Here is a 17,410-nt window from a genome sequence, read left to right as displayed (position 1 = left end):
CTCGTTGCCGACGTCAGGAAGTGTTCGTTTTCGGGCTAACCGGGTGCGGTCGCCGTGCGCGCACCGGCCTAGCCGACGACCGACCGTGGCCGTGATCATGCGAAGAGTGTCGAAACGAGAGGTAGCTGATCGACCTGAACGGATGAAGGGGTGGGGTGTTGGAAACCAAGGATCCGATCGACATCGTCCGCCTGGCGACGGCCGAAGCCCTCCGGCGCATCGCCGGAGAGGCACTCCTGACCACTGTCGCGGGAACCCGGTTGTCCAGCCTCCGGGTCGGGCTGCGGGATGTGCTGCGCTGCGCCCTCGTGGCGCAGCGGGTGGTGGCGCCGACTCGGCTGATCGCGCTGTGCCGGGACATCGGCCTGCAGCCCGACGCCTTCGACCTGCTGGGACACCACGTGTTGGGCGCCCTCGTCGGCTACCGTCCGGGGCCGGACGCGCTGGTCCGGGTGGGCGGCACCCTCGGGTTGGCGCGCCGGGAACTGTTCACGCCCCGGCAGTCGGCGCCCGGCGACCCGCTGCGGCTACCCGCCCGTGCCGGCATTCGCAACAGCGCCGCCACCCGCTACCGCTCGACGAAGCCGCCCGAGCACCTGCCCTCGCCGCCGGCCTGGACCTGCACCGGCTGCGGGCAGGAATGGCCGTGTGCCGTCAAGCAGAGCCAGCTGCTCGCGGAATTCGGCGGCGCCCGCGCCGCGCTCGCGGTCTACCTGGGATCGTGCCTGCTGGCCGCCGCCCGGGACCTGCCGGGACTACCGCTGGCGCGGGCCCGCAACCGGTTCCTCGGTTGGCTGCCACGCCGTCCGTTCTGACGGCGCGGCAGCCGCGGGCAGCCCGGATTGGGTGCGCCCAGCCTGGCCGGGGCGTGGCCGGCCCGCGCGGGCGCGACACCAAGACGCGGATCGAGGCCTGGCTGGCGTCGCGCCCGCGCGGGCGCGACGGGAGGTCAGTTGGCTGCGGGCTCCGGTGCCCGGTCACCCTCGGTCGAGGTGGCCGCCGGCCCTCGGCCTCGTCGCCCGGTGCCGTCGCCGCCTGGCCGGCGAACCAGTTGATACCGCCTGGCCCGCTCGCCGCCACCGCCGCCGCCGCGCGGCCACCGGGTCCGGCAGCGAGCCGGCCGCGGCCTCGGGCTGGCCCGGCCGGCCGGCCACGGCTCCGTTGCGCTCCCGGGCCGGTTCGGTGCCGTCCGCGCTCTCCGCCGCCGGGCGGTCCGGGTCCGCCCCGGTCCCGGAGGTCTGCTCGTCCTGTCCGGCGTCGACCTGGGCGGCGTCGACCTGTCCGGCGTCGACCTGTCCGGCGGGCGCCTCCGGCACTGCACCGCCGGCCGCCGTGGCCGGTTCCCCGCCGCCGCGTGCGGCCCCGTCCGGGCCGCCACCACCGGATATTCGGCGGTCTCGCCGCCACCGGCCGCGGCGGCCATGACGGCTGCGGCCGCCAGGTCGGCGACCCGCTTGGCCTCGCGCTGCACCCGCGCCCGGATCTCCTTGGCATGCCGCTCGGCGGCCTCGACGGCCCGGCGCACCTCGTCCAGGCGTCGGCCCTCCGCCACCAGTTCGCGGCTGGTCTCCTCCAGCTGCTGCCGCAACCGGGTCAGCTCGGTGGCCGTGGTGTCCCTGGTGTGGCGGGCCTCGTCGAGCTGCTGCCGGGCCTCGTCCAGTTCCTCGTGCAGCTGAGCCAGGGACTCCCGCTGCTCGCCCACCTCCAGCTGCACGGCGTGGAGCTGCTCCTCGGCGGTCGCGGCCTGCTCGTCGCTGAGCCGGCGGACCTCGGCCGCCTGCTCGTCGGAGCGCTTGCGGATCTCCGCGGAGTACTGCTGGGCGTCCGCGATCATCGAACTGACCCGCTGCTCCGCGGCGGCCCGCTGGGCGGCCAACTCGCGTTCGACCGCCGCTCGCTGCTCGGCCAGGTCCTCCTCGGCGGTGGCCCGCCGCTCCGCCAGTTCCTCCTCGACCGTGGCGCGCCACTGGCCGAGCTCCTGCTGGCTCTTCGACCGGGCCGCCTGGATCTCCTGGTGGATCTGGGTACGCGCCGAGGTGGTCAGCGCCTCGGCCGCCGACCGGGCCTGATCGACCTGCTGGCGGCACTGCTCGCCGATCCGTTGCGCCTCCTGCTGGGCGCGCTCGTGTGCGGCCTCGCCCTCGGCGCGCAGCTTCTCGGCCCGCTCGCGGGTCTCGGTCAGCTCCGCGTCGGCCGCCGCGCGCAGTTCCTCGTACGTCTTCTCGTGCTCGGCCCGCCGGCCGGCCAGTTCCTCGTCGAGGTCGGCCAGCGCCTTGACGGTGCGCTCCCGCGCGTTGGTGAGGGTCTTCTCCGCCTCCGCCTGGAGCTTGGTGGCCCGCTGGGTGTGTGTCTCGACGATCGCCGCCGCCTGCTTCTCGGCCAGGTCCAGGATCTGGTCGACCATCGGGCCCAGGTCGCGGAAGGTCGCCTTGTCCATGTGCGCCGGTCGCTGCCGCAACTCGGTCACCTCGACCTGGAACGCCTGAAGCTTTCCGGTCAGCTCGCGTACCCGTGCCGCGATCCGGTCCCGCTCCGCGGAGACCATGCTGAGCCGGCCGTCCATCTGCTCGACGTAGCGTTCGACCTGCCGTTTTTCGTACCCGCGCAACGTGACCTCGAAGTTCGGCCGCGAGGCCAGGTCGTCGCGGGCTGCGAACGGCTCCTCGCCGATGGACATGCCCCATCCTCCGTACGATCGGGAACACCACACCGGCGGGCCGGTGGCGATGACGCGCAACGCTACCGCTGCTCGGGTCGGTCTGTCGTCCCACCCCGGTACCGTTTCGCGCCGCCCGACCGGCGACGCCGGCCGGACGTTCGCGTCGACAGTGGCGGGCGGGTCCTCACCGGTGTCCGGCGGGACCGGATCGCGTGGTTGCCGGACGCCGGATCGAACCGCGTTCACCAGCGCCGATGTCGTCGTCAAGGCGTTCGAACGTGATCGGAGCCCGCGTCTTGACAGGTACTTAGGTTAGGTTAACCTAACCGCATGTCGAGCGGACTGGCGTCGAAGATCGCCGAGCAGAGCCTGCGGGGAGTGGACCTCAGCCTGGGCTATCACGGCACGACCGTGGTGCACGGCGCGGCGATCACCCTGCGCCCCGGCGCGGTGACCGCCCTCGTCGGCCCGAACGGCAGCGGTAAGTCCACCCTGCTAAGGGCACTGGCCCGGCTGCACCGGATCGACGGTGGCACGGTCCACTTCGCCGACGGCAGCGCCGCGGCGGGTCTGCCGGCCAAGGAGTACGCCCGCCGGGTCACCCTGCTCGCCCAGAGCCGGCCGGTCCCCAGCGGGGTCACCGTCCGCGACGTGGTCGGCTACGGCCGTCACCCCTACCGGGGCCGCTGGCGGGCCGACGACCCCGACGGGCCGGGCGCCGTGGCCCGCGCCATGGAGGTCACCGGGGTCACCACGATGGCCGACCGGCCGGTGGACGAACTGTCCGGTGGCGAACTACAGCGGGTCTGGCTGGCCACCTGCCTGGCCCAGGACACCCCGGTGCTGTTGCTCGACGAACCCACCACCTTCCTCGATCTGCGCTACCAGGTCGAGATCCTCGACCTGGTGCGTGATCTCGCCGACCACCACGGCGCCGCGGTCGGCGTCGTGCTGCACGACCTCAACCAGGCCGCCGCGGTGGCCGACGAGGTGGTCCTGCTGCACGGCGGCCGGGTCCGCGCCACCGGCACCCCCGCCGAGGTTTTCACCGAGCAGGACCTCACCGAGACCTACGGGATCCGGATCGAGGTCACCAGCGACCCGCTGAGCGGCCTGGTGACCACCCGCCCCGTCGGCCGGCACCTGACCCGGATCCCGGTCTGAACCAGACCAGTCACGAAACCCACCCGAGAAAGAACATCATGTCTCGTACCCGTGTAACCGCCCTGGTGGCCGCCGCCACCGCGGTGCTCCTGGCCGCCTGCGGCACCACCGAGAACCCCACCGAAACCGCCGCCTCCGCCTCCCCCACCGGGGGGCCGGTCGCCGTCACCGACAGCCGGGGCAAGGAGATCAAGCTCGACGCTCCCGCCACCAAGGTCGTCGGACTGGAGTGGGGCGAGGTCGAGATGCTGGTCAGCCTCGGCGTCATGCCGGTCGGCGTCGCCGACCCCAAGGGCTACGCCACCTGGGTGAGCGCCGCCAAGCTCGACCCGGGCGTCGCCGACGTCGGCACGCGGGGCGAGCCGAGCATCGACTCGATCGTCGCCCTCCAGCCCGACCTCGTGGTGATGGAGGACGACCGCGGCGCCAACGTGATCAGCCAGTTGGAGAAGTACGTCCCGGTCATCGTCACCAAGGGCAGCGACGCCTCGGACAACCTCGGCCGGATGCGCACCGACCTGAACATGATCGCCGCGGCGGTCGGCAGGACGGCCGAGGCGGAGAAGCTGCTCGCCGACTTCGACGCGGCCATCGCCGACGGCAAGAAGAAGCTCGCCGACGCCGGCGCGGCCGGCAAGCCGTTCGCCATAGCCGACGGCTGGAAGGAAGGCAGCACGGTCAGCATCCGGATGTTCGGCGAGGGTGCGCTGGTCTCCCAGATCGGCATCCAGCTCGGCCTCACCAACGCCTGGACCGGCAAGACCGACGAGGCGTGGGGCCTGGGCCAGACCGACGTCGAGGGCATGACCGCACTCTCCAACCCGGACCTGCACTTCTTCTACAACGCCTCCGACGGCGCCGACGTCTTCGCCGACGGCCTGGCCGACAACGCCATCTGGAAGTCCCTGCCCTTCGTCAAGCAGGGCAACCTGCACCGGATGCCGGACGGCATCTGGACCTTCGGCGGGCCGCTCTCGGGCAAGCAGTACATCGACCAGCTCGTCAACACCTACGCGGTGTGACCGTGCTGACCGCGCCCCCGCGCCCGGAGCCGGCTCTCCAGCCGGCTCCGGCCGGCGCCTCTCGGCCCCCCGGGTCGTCGGGGCGTTCGTCGTCGCCACCGCGCTGCTGGCGGTGGTCATGACGGTGCACCTCACCCAGGGCACCTCCTCCGTCGGCGCGCTCGACCTGCTCCGGCTGCTGACCGGTGGCGACGACGAGACCGCCCGGGTGCTGGTCGCCTCCCGGTTGCCCCGCCTGCTCGCCGGGCTGGCCATCGGCGTCGCCCTCGGCTTCGCCGGTGCCGCGTTGCAGTCGATCGTCCGCAACCCGCTCGCCTCACCGGACACCCTCGCCGTCAACGCCGGGGCCCACCTGGCCATCGTCGCGGTCGCCGCCTTCGGCATCGCGCTGCCCGCGCTGCCCGCCGGTGGCCTCGCCTTCGGTGGTGGGCTCGCCGCCGCCGGCCTGGTGATGGCGATGTCGGCCGGCGGGCAGGCCGGCACCACCCGGCTGATCCTCGCCGGCTCGGCCACGGCACTGGCGCTCGGTTCGGTGACGACCCTGCTGCTCCTGCTCTTCGAACAGGCCACCATCGGCCTGTTCGCCTGGGGCAACGGCTCGCTGGTGCAGAGCGACCTCAACGCCCTCACCCAACTCGCCCCGGTGATCGGGGCGGCCATCGTGGCGCTGCTGCTGCTCGGCCACCGCCTCGACATCCTCGCCCTCGGCGACGACACCGCCACCGTGCTCGGCATCGACGTACGGCGTACCCGCCTGCTCGTCACCGTGCTGGCCGTGCTGCTGTCCGCCGCGGCGGTCACCCTCACCGGGCCGGTCGGCTTCGTCGGCCTCTGCGCACCCGTCATCGTCCGGCTGCTCGGCCCGCTGGTGCCCGGCGTGCACCGGCACCGGATCCTGCTGCCGCTGTCCGGCATCGCCGGGATCGTCATCGTCCTCGGCTCCGACGTGCTGCTGCGGGCCCTGATGGGTGGCCAGGCCGGCGTCGACATCCCCACCGGCGTGGTGACCACCCTGTTCGGCGCGGCGATCCTGATCTGGCTGGCGCGCCGGCACCGCGACGCCGGCCCCACCCGCCGGCCGCCGGGCGGGCACGCGGCGGTCCGCTCAGCGGCCTTCCACCGCACCGTCGTCGCCGTCGCCGCCACGGTCACCGTCGCGGCGGTGCTGCTCGGCCTGCTGGCCGGGGACACCTGGCTGCTGCTCGGCGACATCATGAACTGGATCAACGGGAGCACCGGGCCGGCGTACACCTTCGTGCTGGACCAGCGGTGGCCGCGGGTCGCGGCGGCGATGCTGGCCGGCGCGGCCCTCGCGGTCGCCGGGACCACCGTGCAGGCGGTCTGCCGCAACCCGCTCGCCGAGCCGGGCATCCTCGGTATCACCGCCGGTGCCGGCCTCGGTGCCGTCTCGCTGCTCACCTTCGTGCCGCTGGCCGGCGTCTGGGCCGTCTCCGGCGTGGCCGGGCTCGGCGCGATGGTGGCGTTCGCCCTCGTCTACGGCGTGGCCTGGCGGGGCGGGCTCAGCTCCGACCGGCTGGTCCTGATCGGGTTCGGCGCGTGGCAGGGCGGCATTGCCATGATCACCTTCCTGATCGTCGCGTTCGACCCGTGGAACACCGGCAAGGCCCTCACCTGGCTCTCCGGCTCCACCTACGGCCGGACCGCGACCCAGGTGCTGCCGGTGGCGATCGCCCTGTTGGTGCTCACCCCCGTGGTGGTCGCCGCCCGCCGTGAGCTGGACCTGATGGCGCTCGACGACGACACCCCGCGGGTGCTCGGCGTCCGGCTGGAGCGCACCCGGCTGGTCGCCCTCGGCGCGGCGGCGTTGCTCACCTCGACCGCGGTCTCCGCCGTCGGCGTGATCGGCTTCGTCGGCCTGGTCGCCCCGCACGCCGCCCGGGCCCTCGTCGGCGGCCGGCACGCCCGGGTGCTACCGGTCGCCGCCCTGCTCGGCGCGGCCCTGGTCAGCCTCGCCGACACCCTCGGTCGCAGCGTGATCGCGCCGGCCCAGATCCCCGCCGGCCTGGTGACGGCCATGATCGGCACCCCGTACTTCGTCTGGCTGCTGTGGCGCTCACGCGCCGCGGCCGCCCAGACCCGGTAAGCGCACCGACCCGCACCCGGAGAGGAATCATGACCGACACCCTGCCCGTCGCACCCTGGCGACTGTTCGTCGCCGAGGTCCGCGCCGTACGCCGGCTCAGCCCGTCCTTCGTCCGGGTCACCTTCACCGGCCCGGACCTGGACCGGTTCGCCGACAACGGCTACGACCAGCGGATCAAGTTGGCGCTGCCGCTGCCCGGCCGGACCGGGGTGCGGCTGCCGCAGGGGCCGGACTGGTATGCGCAGTGGCGGGCCCTGCCGGACCACGAGCGCAACCCGATCCGGACCTACACCGTCCGCGCGGTCCGCCCGCACCGCAGCGAGGTGGACGTCGACCTGGTGCTGCACGGCGACGGTGGCCCGGCGACCCGGTGGGCCCGGCGGGTCCGGGCCGGCGACGAGATCGCCATCGTCGGCCCGGACTCCGGATACGGCGGTGACCACGGCGGAGTCGAGTTCCGGCCCCCGTCGACCGGGTGCCTGCTGCTGGCCGGGGACGAGACGGCCGTGCCGGCGATCAGTGCGATCTGCGAACGGCTGCCGCTGGACGCGCGCGGCCGGGTGCTGCTGGAGGTCCCCGAGACCGGTGACGCACTGCCGCTGATCGCGCCGCCCGGTGTCGAGGTGGCCTGGCTGCCCCGGGGCGTCGGTGGGTACGGCAGCCGCCTCGTCGCCGCCGTCACCGCAGCCGCCGGCGAGCTGCTGGCCAGCGTGCCGGCCAGCGGGAGCACCCCGGTTGCGCAGCTGGTCGACGAGGTGGACGTGGACCGCGACATCCTCTGGGAGGTGCCCGACGCACCCCCGACGGCCCCGCTCTACGCCTGGCTCGCGGGAGAGGCAGGTGTCATCCGCACCCTCCGCCGGCACCTGGTCACCGAGCGCGGCCTGGACCGCCGGGCGGTCGCCTTCATGGGCTACTGGCGCCACGGCCGCCCCGACCAGTCCTGACCCACCCCACCAACCGGGGGGTGTCCCTATGGTCTTTGTCAAGCGATGAGGGCGAGTTTTTCTGCCGGTTTGTGTTGATAGGGGGTGCGGGTGCGGAGCATGGCGTGTAGGACGTCGACGCGGCGGCGGGCGAGGCAGATGAGCGCGGCGTTGTGTCTCTTGCCCTCGGCGCGCTTCCGGTCGTAGTAGGCCCGGCTCAGCGGGTCGGAAAGCGCGGCGAACGCGGACAGGAAGAACGCGCGTTTCAGGTGCTTGTTGCCGCCCTTGGGTGGGTGCTCGCCGCGGATGCTGGTGCCGGAGCGGCGGGTGACCGGCGCGAGTCCGGCGTAGGCGGCCAGGTGACCGGAGGTGGGGAACGAGGTGACGTCGCCGACTTCGAGCAGGATCCGGGCTGCGGTCCTGATCCCGACGCCGGGCATCGAGATCAGGACCTCGGCAAGAGGGTGTGCATCGAGCATCTCCTCGACCTGGACGGCGATCTGGTCACGCTGTTTCATCAGGTCACGGAGGCTGTCGGCGAGTCTGGGCAGGATCGTTTCGGCGGCGGTGGTGCCCGGGACGACGACGGTTTGGGCGTCCAGGGCGGTGAAGATCTGCTCGACGAGGCGGGTGCCCATCCGTGGCGCACGCGGCGTGACGATCTCGGCGAGTTTCGACCGGCCGGCCTTGCGTAGCCCGGTCGGGCCGCCGCACCGCGACAGCAGCTCCAGGACGGCTTGGTGCTGGACTTTGGGCCCAGCACGCGTTCGAGAGGCGGGTGGATCTGGGTGAGCAGGCCGTGGATGCGGTTGGCGACGCGGGTGACCTCACCGGCGAGGTCGTCGTCGTAGCCGACCAGCATCTCCAGCTCGGCGAGGGTGTCGTCGCCGGCGTCGACGCGACGCAGTGTGTGCGGCAGCGTCCGGGCGGCGTCGGCGATCACGTAGGCGTCGCGCGCGTCGGTCTTCGCGGTGCCGGGGTGCAGGTCGGCGAGCCGGCGCATGACCAGGCCGGGCAGGTAGGCGATCTGGTGTCCGCAGGCCCGGGCGACCGCGACGGGCAGGGCCCCGATCGAGGCGGGCTGGTCCACCACCGCCAGAATCCGGCCGTGCCTGCCGAGTTTGTCGAACAGTTTCCGCAGTCCGGCCTCGGTGTTCGGCAACGCGGCGTCGTGCAGCCGCTTACCCGCCGAATTCAACGCGACCGCGTGATGGTCGCTCTTGCCGACGTCCAGGCCGAGGAACACGCCGTACTCGTTGGTCACGTCTCGTCTCCCACGATGTCCAACATGGGCTCGGCCGCTGGTCAGAGCGTCGGACTGCCGGCAGCCACGTTACGGAGAGACCTACCCACGAAGGGTGGTCGGGTCCCTATCAGCGGTCCGCCGACGCCACCCGGCCCGGCGACAACACCCCCCGGATCATGCATGCGACAGGGGCAGTAAGTCATACCGGACCGAGCGACCGAGCAGTCCCCGGCTGGGGACGATCAAAAAGGTAACGGGTGGGCAGGGTCAGGGGAGGGGGTGGGAGATGTCGCGGGCGTGGTCGGTGAGGGCGGCGGCGACGACCGTCGCCTCCAGCGGCAGCACCTCCAGGCACCGGCGTACGGCGACGGCCATCAACGCGTTCGGCACCCGCATGGACAACGTGCAGTGCGGCACCCACCGGCCCGGCCGGTAGTGCTCGACCAGCCCGACGCCGCCCGCGGTGAGCCGGTCGTACACCCGCCGGTGGTGTCCCAGCAGCTCCGTCGTGGGAACCGGACCCAGCCAGAGCACCCGGCCGACGAACTGGCCGGTGTGCTGGAACGACAGCCGCAGCGGCGGCGCCACCGGGTCGCCGGCCAGCGCCGCCGCGACCTGTTCCGGGTCGAAGCGCGGCGCGACCGCCAGCGAGACGTGTGGCCGGTGCCGCTGCTCCAGCAGGGAGCGCATGCTCTGCACCCCCTCGGCCTCCAGGGCGTCCCAGAGCACCCGGATGCGCCGGGTGGCGACGGTGTCCAGGTACAACTCCAGTGCGGCGACCACATGATCATTCTAGGCCGCCGGTCACGGCACGACGACGGCGCGACCCTCCAGCGCCGGCCAGGCCCAGCGCGACGCGGAACGGCTGGCCGCCCTGCTCGGTGTCGGGCGGACCGTACCGTCCTGATCGCCGGGCGCGGAATCGCGGTCACCGTCACCGGTGCCCGCGCTCCCGCCAGCAATCGGCTCAACCGTGCCAGGAGCCTTCCGGGTGCATGCCGGTCGCCTCCTCCAGCGCGTTGTCCGGCAGGTCACCGCCGGCCTCGTCGTCCGGGAAGCTGCGCCGCGAGGGCGCCGGGTCCGGCGGGGCGCCCGGCCCGGCCACCGGTGTACGGGTCGGCTCCACGGAACCGAAGCCGTGCCGGCCGTCGGGCCGGCTCACCGCGCCGCCCTCCGCCGCGCCGTCCGCCCGCCGCTCGCCCCGCCGGCCCTCGGGCACGGCGGTCTCCTCGCTGCCCTCGTCCAGCGGCGAGTCCGCACCGGCGCCCCACGGCGGGTCCGCGTCGAAACCGTCCGTGGTCCCCCAGGGCGCGGTGCGCTCCGGTCCCCGATCCTGCCTGTCCTTGTCGGTCATGGCCACCTCGCTGGTCGGTGCGCCGGTGCCGGTCGCGGACCGGCCGTCGCCGTCCTGCCGTCAGCTTGCCCTGCCGTTCGGCTGCCCTGCCGTTCGGCTGCCCTGCCGTCGGTTGCCTGGCCCCTCAGTGGCCGGACATCGCCATCTGTCGCCGGACCGCCTTCACCGCCGCCATCCCGCCGGCGCCCTTGCCGATCCCCTTCGACGCGTGCATCACGCCGCCCGCCCGGCCGAGCATGCCGCGTAGGACCTGCCCTGGCTTCTGCTGCTCACCCATGTACGCCGTGACCACGATCAGTGCCCCGGTCAGCGCCGGGATCGCCCACTGCATCATCTTCAACTGGCGCTGGCAGGCCGCCACGTTGGCCGGTGTCTGCTGATTCGGTTCGGTCACGCCCTCGACCGACGGTCGACCCGCCTTGGCCAGCCGCATGCCGAGCAGCCGGCTGTAGCCGGTCACCGCCAGAGCGCTGACGGTCAGCGCGGTCTTCACGGTGCTCGCCCGGCCGACGCCGGCCTGTGCGGCCATCCTCGGGCTCTCCGTCACCAGTTCACCGACCGCGCCGGCGAGGTGCGCACCGATCGCCGCCGCGTTCACCGGCGTCCAACGGGACCAGCCGGTCGAGGCCATCGAGAGTCGCTGGGTCGAGTCACCCATCCGGGCCGCGGCGCCGTTGACGCCGAACGCTCCCATCAAGGATCCACCGAACCAGGCCGCCAGACCCAGGTCGTGCATCGAGCGTAGTGCCGTGTGACTGTCAGACATCTGGTCCCCTTCCGCCGTGTCGGGCGCAGCCGCTTACCCAGGTCCTGGGCGAGTAATCGCGAGGGTCGCGCGCTGCGACCGGCCCGGCTGGAGCGTCCGGGGGTGCGGGGTACGGGGTGCTAGCGTCGTTTCCGCACGGCAGGGACGTGCCTGTCCGCGGCGGTCAGTCAGTTGATCGGAGATGCGGCGTCAGATGAGTTCGCAGCTTTTCACGCTCTGCTTCGATGCGAACGGTGGCGAGGTCACCGGCACTCGGCGCCCTCGCTGAGGCGATCGGATCAGCGGGTGGACCGGCGGCCCGCGAGCCGTGGCGGGACGGGGGCCGAGGTCGTCCGGCTACCGGCAAACCTCAGGCGTCGGAAGCCTGGTCACGTGCGGGGTAGCCGAGGATCTCGACGAGATTACCCGTGGCGGCGGTGAAAGCCTCGTAGATCTCGTCGTCGAAATGATTGCGCCAATCGCCGGCCTTGCCCTTCCGGTAGTGGGAGATCCGCCCTGAGGTCTCTTGGTCCTTCCGCATCTTGGAAAAGCTGTAGCGGTCGAGGAGGTCCGCCAGTTCGGGCAGCGGCACGGCGATCCCGCAGTGCCGCATGAGCCGATCCACCTCGTCCAGCTGTTGCTCGCCGGTCAACGCCTCGTACCGGAACAGGCGGAACTTTTCTGATGGTTTGGCAACCGCCCACGACCGGAGACTCTTGAAGAGGTTTCTTTCGGAGAGGCGGGTGATGGCGTACAGCATCCCCTCCTTCATCGACTTCTCCTGCAGAATCTTCCGGGCCTGCGGGATGTCGCCCATCGGCGCGTGCGAGTTGCGGAGGGAGAAGTAGCTCGAAACGACGATGTCCCGCGGATCCCGAATCACGAAGAACGCACGATGGTTGTCGGATTTCGCAATGGCCTGGAAGCGCTTGTGGGCGCGGAAAACGGCCAACGCGGCCCGGCCGGGCGGGATGTCGTTCAGGCGCCCCTTGTAGAAGCGCGGGTCATAGGGCAGCAGCCCGGAATGGCGATAGACGACAGGATCGCTGAACAGGGCCTTCACCCACTGGCTGCCGGTCTTGTGCACGGTGCAGTGATAGATGTTGTCATACTCGCACCGAGCGACCACCGGGACTGTGAGCCGCATTCTGGCGTTGTGGGCTTCGAGCTGTGCTCGCCGCACCACGACACGCATGGAATTGGGTGCGTGCTGCTTGGCGAACTCAACGGTCCGATTGATCATCGTTCAAACCTTATCCGTGCCTGCAAGACGAAGGTAATCCGGTGCCTGTTCGCGTAGGTTGTGTCGGCGGGAAACCTCCAGGCTTCGCCTTCTCCGTCCCGTACGCCAACATGCCGCTAGGAATATCCCCGACGGTCCTATTAATGTCAATCCCCTGCGGGGCGGGGCAACTGGTTGGTCGCCCGGTGGCGGCGGTCGACTGCCCCGGTGATTTCACAGTAAAGCTCAAGCCGGCGGTCCGCGTCAGCGCGCCGGCAGGCCGGCGGCGAAGCCGGCCACCCGCGCGGCCAGCGGGTCGGCGGCGCGTACCCAGGTGAAGTGGTCCAGGGTGGCGCCGCGCGGCGAGGCGAGGCGCTCGCGCTCGATGCGGGCCGCGGTGAGCTTGGCGCAGAGCCGGTCCAGCGTGGGGTGCGGGGTGTACTGGTCGTCGTCGACGCTGACGGCCAGCACGGGGGTGCGGATCCGGCCCACCGCCGCCTCGGCGTCCACCCCGTCGAGGTGCGGGAAGCGTCCGGTGCGGGCGGTGTGCGCCCAGTCGCGGATCACCCCGCGCGCCTGCCGACCACCGAAACCCCACCCCGGCCAGACGCCGAGCAGCCGGGCGGTGGCGGCGATGCCCTGGGTGTACGGCAGCACGCCGTACCGCCGGGGGGCGGCGAAGTCGCGCCAGTACGGGATGCCGACGGCCACCAGTGCCAGCCCGTCGACGTCGTCGTCGCCGTGCAGCGCCAGGTGCAGTACCGCGGCCTGCCCGCCGAGGGAGTGCCCCAGCAGCAGGGTGCGCCGACCGTCGAGTCGCGGCTTGAGGGCGGCCCGCACCGCCCCGACGTCGGCGGCCAGCTCCGCGTAGCCGTAGCGGCAGGTCCGGCTCGGTCGGGGGGTGCTCTCTCCGGTGCCGCGCAGGTCGGCCACGACCACGGCGAGCCCGGCGGCGCGCAGGGCGGTGGCGAACGGCTGGTAGTAGCGGGCGCGGACGCCCATCGCCGGCGCGATCAGCACCACCGGGGCGTCGGTGACGCCGGTCGGTTCCGGATGGACCTGTACGCCGAGGCGGGCGGCGTCGACCTGGACGAACTCCTGCTGGTATTCCACCGTCGGGGTCACCGCCTCAGGCTACCGGTGAGTAGCCAGCGGGTGCGGGGCCGCCCCGGCGTACCGGGACGGCCCCGCGTCGACGGTGTTGGTCAGGAGACGGTGACCGTGCCGTTTGACGCGCGTACGCAGGCGACCGAGTGGGCGGTGGTGCTGGCCGCGCCGGAGAGGCACTGGCCCAGCACCTGGTGCCCGGCGGCGTTCGGGTGCCACGACTCCTGGCACGTCTGGAAGTAGCTCACGCAGGTGTTGGCGATCCGCTGGATGGCGATCTTGTCCTTGCCGGAGAGGCTGGTCACGAAGGTGCCGTTGGGCGGGTTGTCCATCAGCCGGATCGGCGTGGCCAGGGTGCCGGTGGGGCTGTTCGTCTGCTCGCAGAGCCGCGCGCCGTCGAAGGCCCGCTGCACGTTGAGGTAGACCAGGTCGGCCCCGGGGAACTCGGCGGCGAGGGTGGTGCGGGCGGAGCTGACGATGCTGCCGAGGCCCTGCGAGAAGCGGTGCCCGGGAGCGAGGCTGGCCCGGTGGATGGGGCAGCCGGCCGCGTACCGCTCGGCACCGAGGGCCCGGAACTTGTCCCGGGTGTCGCTGCGGTTGTCCTCGGTGTGGTAGGTCGGATTCAGGTCGATCGGCAGCGGGTTGGTGTAGTCCTGGAACACCACCCGGTGCTGTCCGTCGCCGTCCACCTCGCGCAGCGTGTTCAGGATCTGGCGTACCGCCGCGGTGGTCTCGGTGGTCGCGGCGGTGAGCTGGGCGGCGGTGGCCAGGTCGGCGTCCGTGCACGGCTTCTGCTCCACCGGCCCGTTCAGGTACGCCCAGAACTCCCACCAGCCGGTCCAGGCGTCGGCGATGAACCGGTTGGCGCACTTCTCGGCGACGCCGCCGAAGGTGAAGGAGCTGTTGTTGGAGCCGAGCCCGATCAGCACCACGTCGATGTCGTGGGTCTGCGCGACCGCGCGCAACTGGTCGAGTTGGGCGGCGACCTGCCGGCCGCTGGCCCGGTCCGACGAGGCGGCGGCGATGTCGTGCGGCTGGCCGCCGGAGCAGGCCAGGTTGAAGCGGTCCTGGATGCCGGGCAGCGACGCCTTGTGCAGCGAGGCGTTGGCCGAACGGTGACAGAAGTAGGCGTTGCTGTTCGGGGCGGTCCATCCCGGGAAGCCCCGCGCGACGCCGGTCGAGTCGACCACCGGCTGGTAGGCGCCGGCGCCCTCACCGCTGATGAAGCTGTCGCCCAGGGCGATGGCCGCGGTGGGCAGCGCCGCCGATGCGGGGACGGGTGCCGCGACGGCGGTGGAGAGGGTCGCCGTGGCGATGGCCAGGGCCATCGTGGCGGCGGTACGGCGCAACGCGGACATGGGCATCCCATCCGTTCATGGAAATATGAAAGATTCTCCGGTGCGGTGATGAGATCACGCAGGTGTGACGAACGTCAACAGTGGGAAACATCTGTGACTCCTGGGGGTGGCCGGACCCGGCGAGATCCGCGGGCACCCGCCGGACGCCGTCCGGCCTCGGGCGTCGGGCATAAGGCCGGGCGCCGCGGCGTTGACCGCGGCAGGTCCGCCCGCAGCGGACCACGGCGTGCCGTGCGGGTGTCCGCACGGTTGTCGGAGCGTGCGGCTACGCTCGCTGCGGCGTGCCCGCGCCGGGCCGACCGCCGACGGTGCGGGGCAGCACATCGCCGAGACCGGGGAGTTCGACCAGTTGACCGCAGAGCCTGAGACCCTGTATGGGGCCGACGACCTCACGCACCTTGAGGGGCTGGACGCCGTCCGCAAGCGGCCCGGCATGTACATCGGCTCCACCGACAGTCGTGGCGTGGGCCACCTCGTCAACGAGATCCTCGACAACTCCACCGACGAGGGCGTCGCCGGGCACGCCAAGAAGATCGAGGTCATCCTGCACGCCGACGGCTCGGTGCAGGTCGACGACGACGGCCGGGGCATCCCCACCGACGTGCACGCCCGTTCCGGCATCTCCGGCGTCGAGCTGGTGCTCACCCGCCTGCACGCGGGCGGCAAGTTCGGCGGCTCCGGCTACAAGACCTCCGGCGGCCTGCACGGGGTGGGCGCCTCGGCGGTCAACGCGCTGTCCCGCCGGTTCGACGTCACCGTCCGCCGGGGCGGCAAGGTCCACGCCATGTCGTTCCGGCACGGCGTACCGGGCGTCTTCGACGGCGACGGCCCCGAGGCGCCGTTCACCCCCGGCCCCGGGCTCCAGGTCGTCGGCGCGGTGAAGCGCGGCCAACGCACCGGCACCTCGATCCGTTACTGGTACGACCCCCGCTACTTCGAGACCGGCGCGACGCTGGACCACGACACCGTGCGGGCGAAGCTGCGCCACACCGCCTTCCTGGTGCCGGGCGTCAGCTACACCCTGCGCGTGCACACGGCCGACGAGTCGACCGAGGAGAGCTTCCACTACCCGAACGGGCTCACCGACATGGTGGAGTTCCTCGCCCCGACCGGCGACCGGCCGGTCTCGGGCATCCTGCTGGTCACCGGCGAGGGCACCTACCGGGAGAACGCCGCCGACGCCAACGGCGTCATGCAGTCCAACGTGCAGCGGCGCGCCGAGGTCGAGGTGGCGTTCCGCTGGGGCACCGGATACGAGCGCACCGTCGAGTGCTTCACCAACACCATCCGCAACGCGCACGGCGGCACCCACCGCAAGGGTTTCGAGCGCGCGTTGGCGCGCACCCTCGCCGACGCGGTGCGCAACACCCGCGGCCTGCTCAAGGCCAAGGAGGACGCCCCCACCCTGGACGACGTCCTGGAGGGCATGACGGCGGTGGTGCACGTCCGGGTGCCCGAGCCGCAGTTCACCTCGCAGACCAAGGACGAGCTCTCCACCGCCGGCGTGACCAAGGTGGTGCAGGGGCTGGTCGAGCAGCACCTCAAGTCCTGGTTGGACGACCGGAAGACGAAGACCGAGGCCCGCACGGTCCTACAGAAGATCGTCGACGCGGCCCGGGTGCGGCTCACCCAGAAGCAGCAGAAGGACGCCGCCCGCCGCAAGACCGCCCTGGAGGGCGCGTCGATGCCGCCCAAGCTGGTCGACTGCCGCGCCTCTGGCATCGATAGAAGTGAATTGTTCATCGTGGAGGGCGACAGCGCCCTGGGGACAGGGCGACTCGCCCGTTCCGCCGAATATCAGGCGCTTCTTCCGATTCGCGGCAAGATCCTGAACGTGCAGAAGGCCAACCTCCAGCAGGTGCTCGACAACGCCGAGTGCGCGGCGATCGTGCAGGTGCTCGGTGCCGGGTCCGGGCGCACCTTCGACCTGTCCGCGATGCGGTACGGCCGGGTGCTCATCATGGCCGACGCCGACGTCGACGGCGCCCACATCCGGACCCTGCTGATCACCCTCTTCGCCCGCTACATGCGACCGCTCATCGAGGCGGGCCGGCTCTACGCGGCCATGCCGCCCCTGCACAAGATCACCACGAGGGGCCGCAACCCGGAGACCGTCTACACCTACACCCAGGCGGAGATGGGGGCGACGGTGCGCAGGCTGGAGAAGGCCGGCAAACAGATCGTCACGCCCATCCCGCGGTTCAAGGGGCTGGGCGAGATGGATGCCGACGAGCTGTGGGAGACCACGATGAACCCTGCCACCCGGGCGGTACGCCGGATCACGCTGGACGACGTCGAGGCCGCCGAGCGGATCCTCGAACTGCTGATGGGAGAGAAGGTCGAGCCACGTCGCAACTGGCTGATCGACTCCGCCGACCGCGTCGACCGTGACGCCATCGACGCCTGACCACCGGGTCTTTCGGAAGGAAAGCTGAGCCATGGCACGGCGCAAGGAAACGAAGGTAGACCACTCGGCGTTCGACCGGGCCGGCGCGCGGATCAT

General features: G+C 72.0%; 12 protein-coding genes and 2 pseudogenes. 6 read left to right on the top strand and 8 right to left on the bottom strand.

The annotated features are described in order from the left end of the window. The first annotated feature begins 158 nt into the window (after positions 1-158). Positions 159-815 (top strand): hypothetical protein, encoded by a 657-nt coding sequence (locus tag KIF24_RS33190; protein ID WP_230415778.1) that lies wholly within the window; start codon positions 159-161, stop codon positions 813-815. A gap of 134 nt (positions 816-949) precedes the next feature. Here KIF24_RS33190 and KIF24_RS20105 read toward each other — a convergent pair whose 3' ends face one another. After that, a complete protein-coding gene (locus tag KIF24_RS20105; RefSeq protein ID WP_221085366.1) occupies positions 950-2,677 on the bottom strand; it encodes a coiled-coil domain-containing protein in 1,728 nt (575 codons plus the stop codon). Positions 2,678-2,989: 312 nt separating this feature from the next. Between KIF24_RS20105 and KIF24_RS20100 the strand changes: the two genes are divergently transcribed. The 4 genes and pseudogenes from KIF24_RS20100 (at position 2,990) to KIF24_RS20085 (ending at position 7,896) form a co-directional block, all read left to right on the top strand. Continuing rightward, positions 2,990-3,823 (top strand): ABC transporter ATP-binding protein, encoded by an 834-nt coding sequence (locus tag KIF24_RS20100; RefSeq protein ID WP_221085365.1) that lies wholly within the window; start codon positions 2,990-2,992, stop codon positions 3,821-3,823. Positions 3,824-3,861: 38 nt separating this feature from the next. Continuing rightward, entirely contained in the window at positions 3,862-4,845 is a 984-nt protein-coding gene (locus KIF24_RS20095; RefSeq protein WP_221085364.1) for an ABC transporter substrate-binding protein, read from the top strand. Positions 4,846-4,933: 88 nt separating this feature from the next. Further along, positions 4,934-6,949: pseudogene (locus KIF24_RS20090) on the top strand (iron ABC transporter permease); the annotation flags it as partial. A gap of 29 nt (positions 6,950-6,978) precedes the next feature. Further along, a complete protein-coding gene (locus KIF24_RS20085; RefSeq protein ID WP_221085363.1) occupies positions 6,979-7,896 on the top strand; it encodes a siderophore-interacting protein in 918 nt (305 codons plus the stop codon). 38 nt (positions 7,897-7,934) lie between these two features. Here the strand turns inward: KIF24_RS20085 and KIF24_RS20080 are convergent. From KIF24_RS20080 to KIF24_RS20050, 7 genes and pseudogenes are all read right to left on the bottom strand, one after another. After that, positions 7,935-9,139, bottom strand: a pseudogene (locus KIF24_RS20080) (IS110 family RNA-guided transposase). 249 nt (positions 9,140-9,388) lie between these two features. Then, positions 9,389-9,904 carry a 2'-5' RNA ligase family protein gene (locus KIF24_RS20075; RefSeq protein WP_221085362.1) on the bottom strand — a complete coding sequence of 172 codons (516 nt, stop codon included), beginning with the start codon at positions 9,902-9,904 and terminating at the stop codon, positions 9,389-9,391. 184 nt (positions 9,905-10,088) lie between these two features. Beyond that, the gene (locus KIF24_RS20070) at positions 10,089-10,475 is read right to left on the bottom strand and encodes a hypothetical protein (RefSeq protein ID WP_221085361.1); all 387 of its coding nucleotides are present in this window, start codon (positions 10,473-10,475) and stop codon (positions 10,089-10,091) included. Between the two features lie 124 nt (positions 10,476-10,599). After that, entirely contained in the window at positions 10,600-11,241 is a 642-nt protein-coding gene (locus tag KIF24_RS20065; RefSeq protein ID WP_221085360.1) for a hypothetical protein, read from the bottom strand. 349 nt (positions 11,242-11,590) lie between these two features. Continuing rightward, positions 11,591-12,463, bottom strand: coding sequence for a sulfotransferase domain-containing protein (locus KIF24_RS20060; RefSeq protein WP_221085359.1), 873 nt, complete (start codon positions 12,461-12,463; stop codon positions 11,591-11,593). Between the two features lie 243 nt (positions 12,464-12,706). Next, positions 12,707-13,555 (bottom strand): alpha/beta hydrolase family protein, encoded by an 849-nt coding sequence (locus KIF24_RS20055; RefSeq protein ID WP_221087456.1) that lies wholly within the window; start codon positions 13,553-13,555, stop codon positions 12,707-12,709. Positions 13,556-13,647: 92 nt separating this feature from the next. Next, complete coding sequence (locus KIF24_RS20050; protein ID WP_221085358.1) at positions 13,648-14,907, bottom strand: SGNH/GDSL hydrolase family protein; 1,260 nt, start codon at positions 14,905-14,907, stop codon at positions 13,648-13,650. 349 nt (positions 14,908-15,256) lie between these two features. Here KIF24_RS20050 and KIF24_RS20045 point away from each other — a divergent pair, with 349 nt between their 5' ends. After that, positions 15,257-17,314 carry a DNA gyrase/topoisomerase IV subunit B gene (locus KIF24_RS20045; protein ID WP_230416690.1) on the top strand — a complete coding sequence of 686 codons (2,058 nt, stop codon included), beginning with the start codon at positions 15,257-15,259 and terminating at the stop codon, positions 17,312-17,314. Positions 17,315-17,410: the final 96 nt, after the last annotated feature.

Origin of the sequence: Micromonospora tarapacensis (assembly GCF_019697375.1) — a bacterium.
Lineage (GTDB): Bacteria > Actinomycetota > Actinomycetes > Mycobacteriales > Micromonosporaceae > Micromonospora > Micromonospora tarapacensis.
Note: the sequence above shows the minus strand (reverse complement) of the source record. Positions and strands in the feature narration are given on the sequence as shown.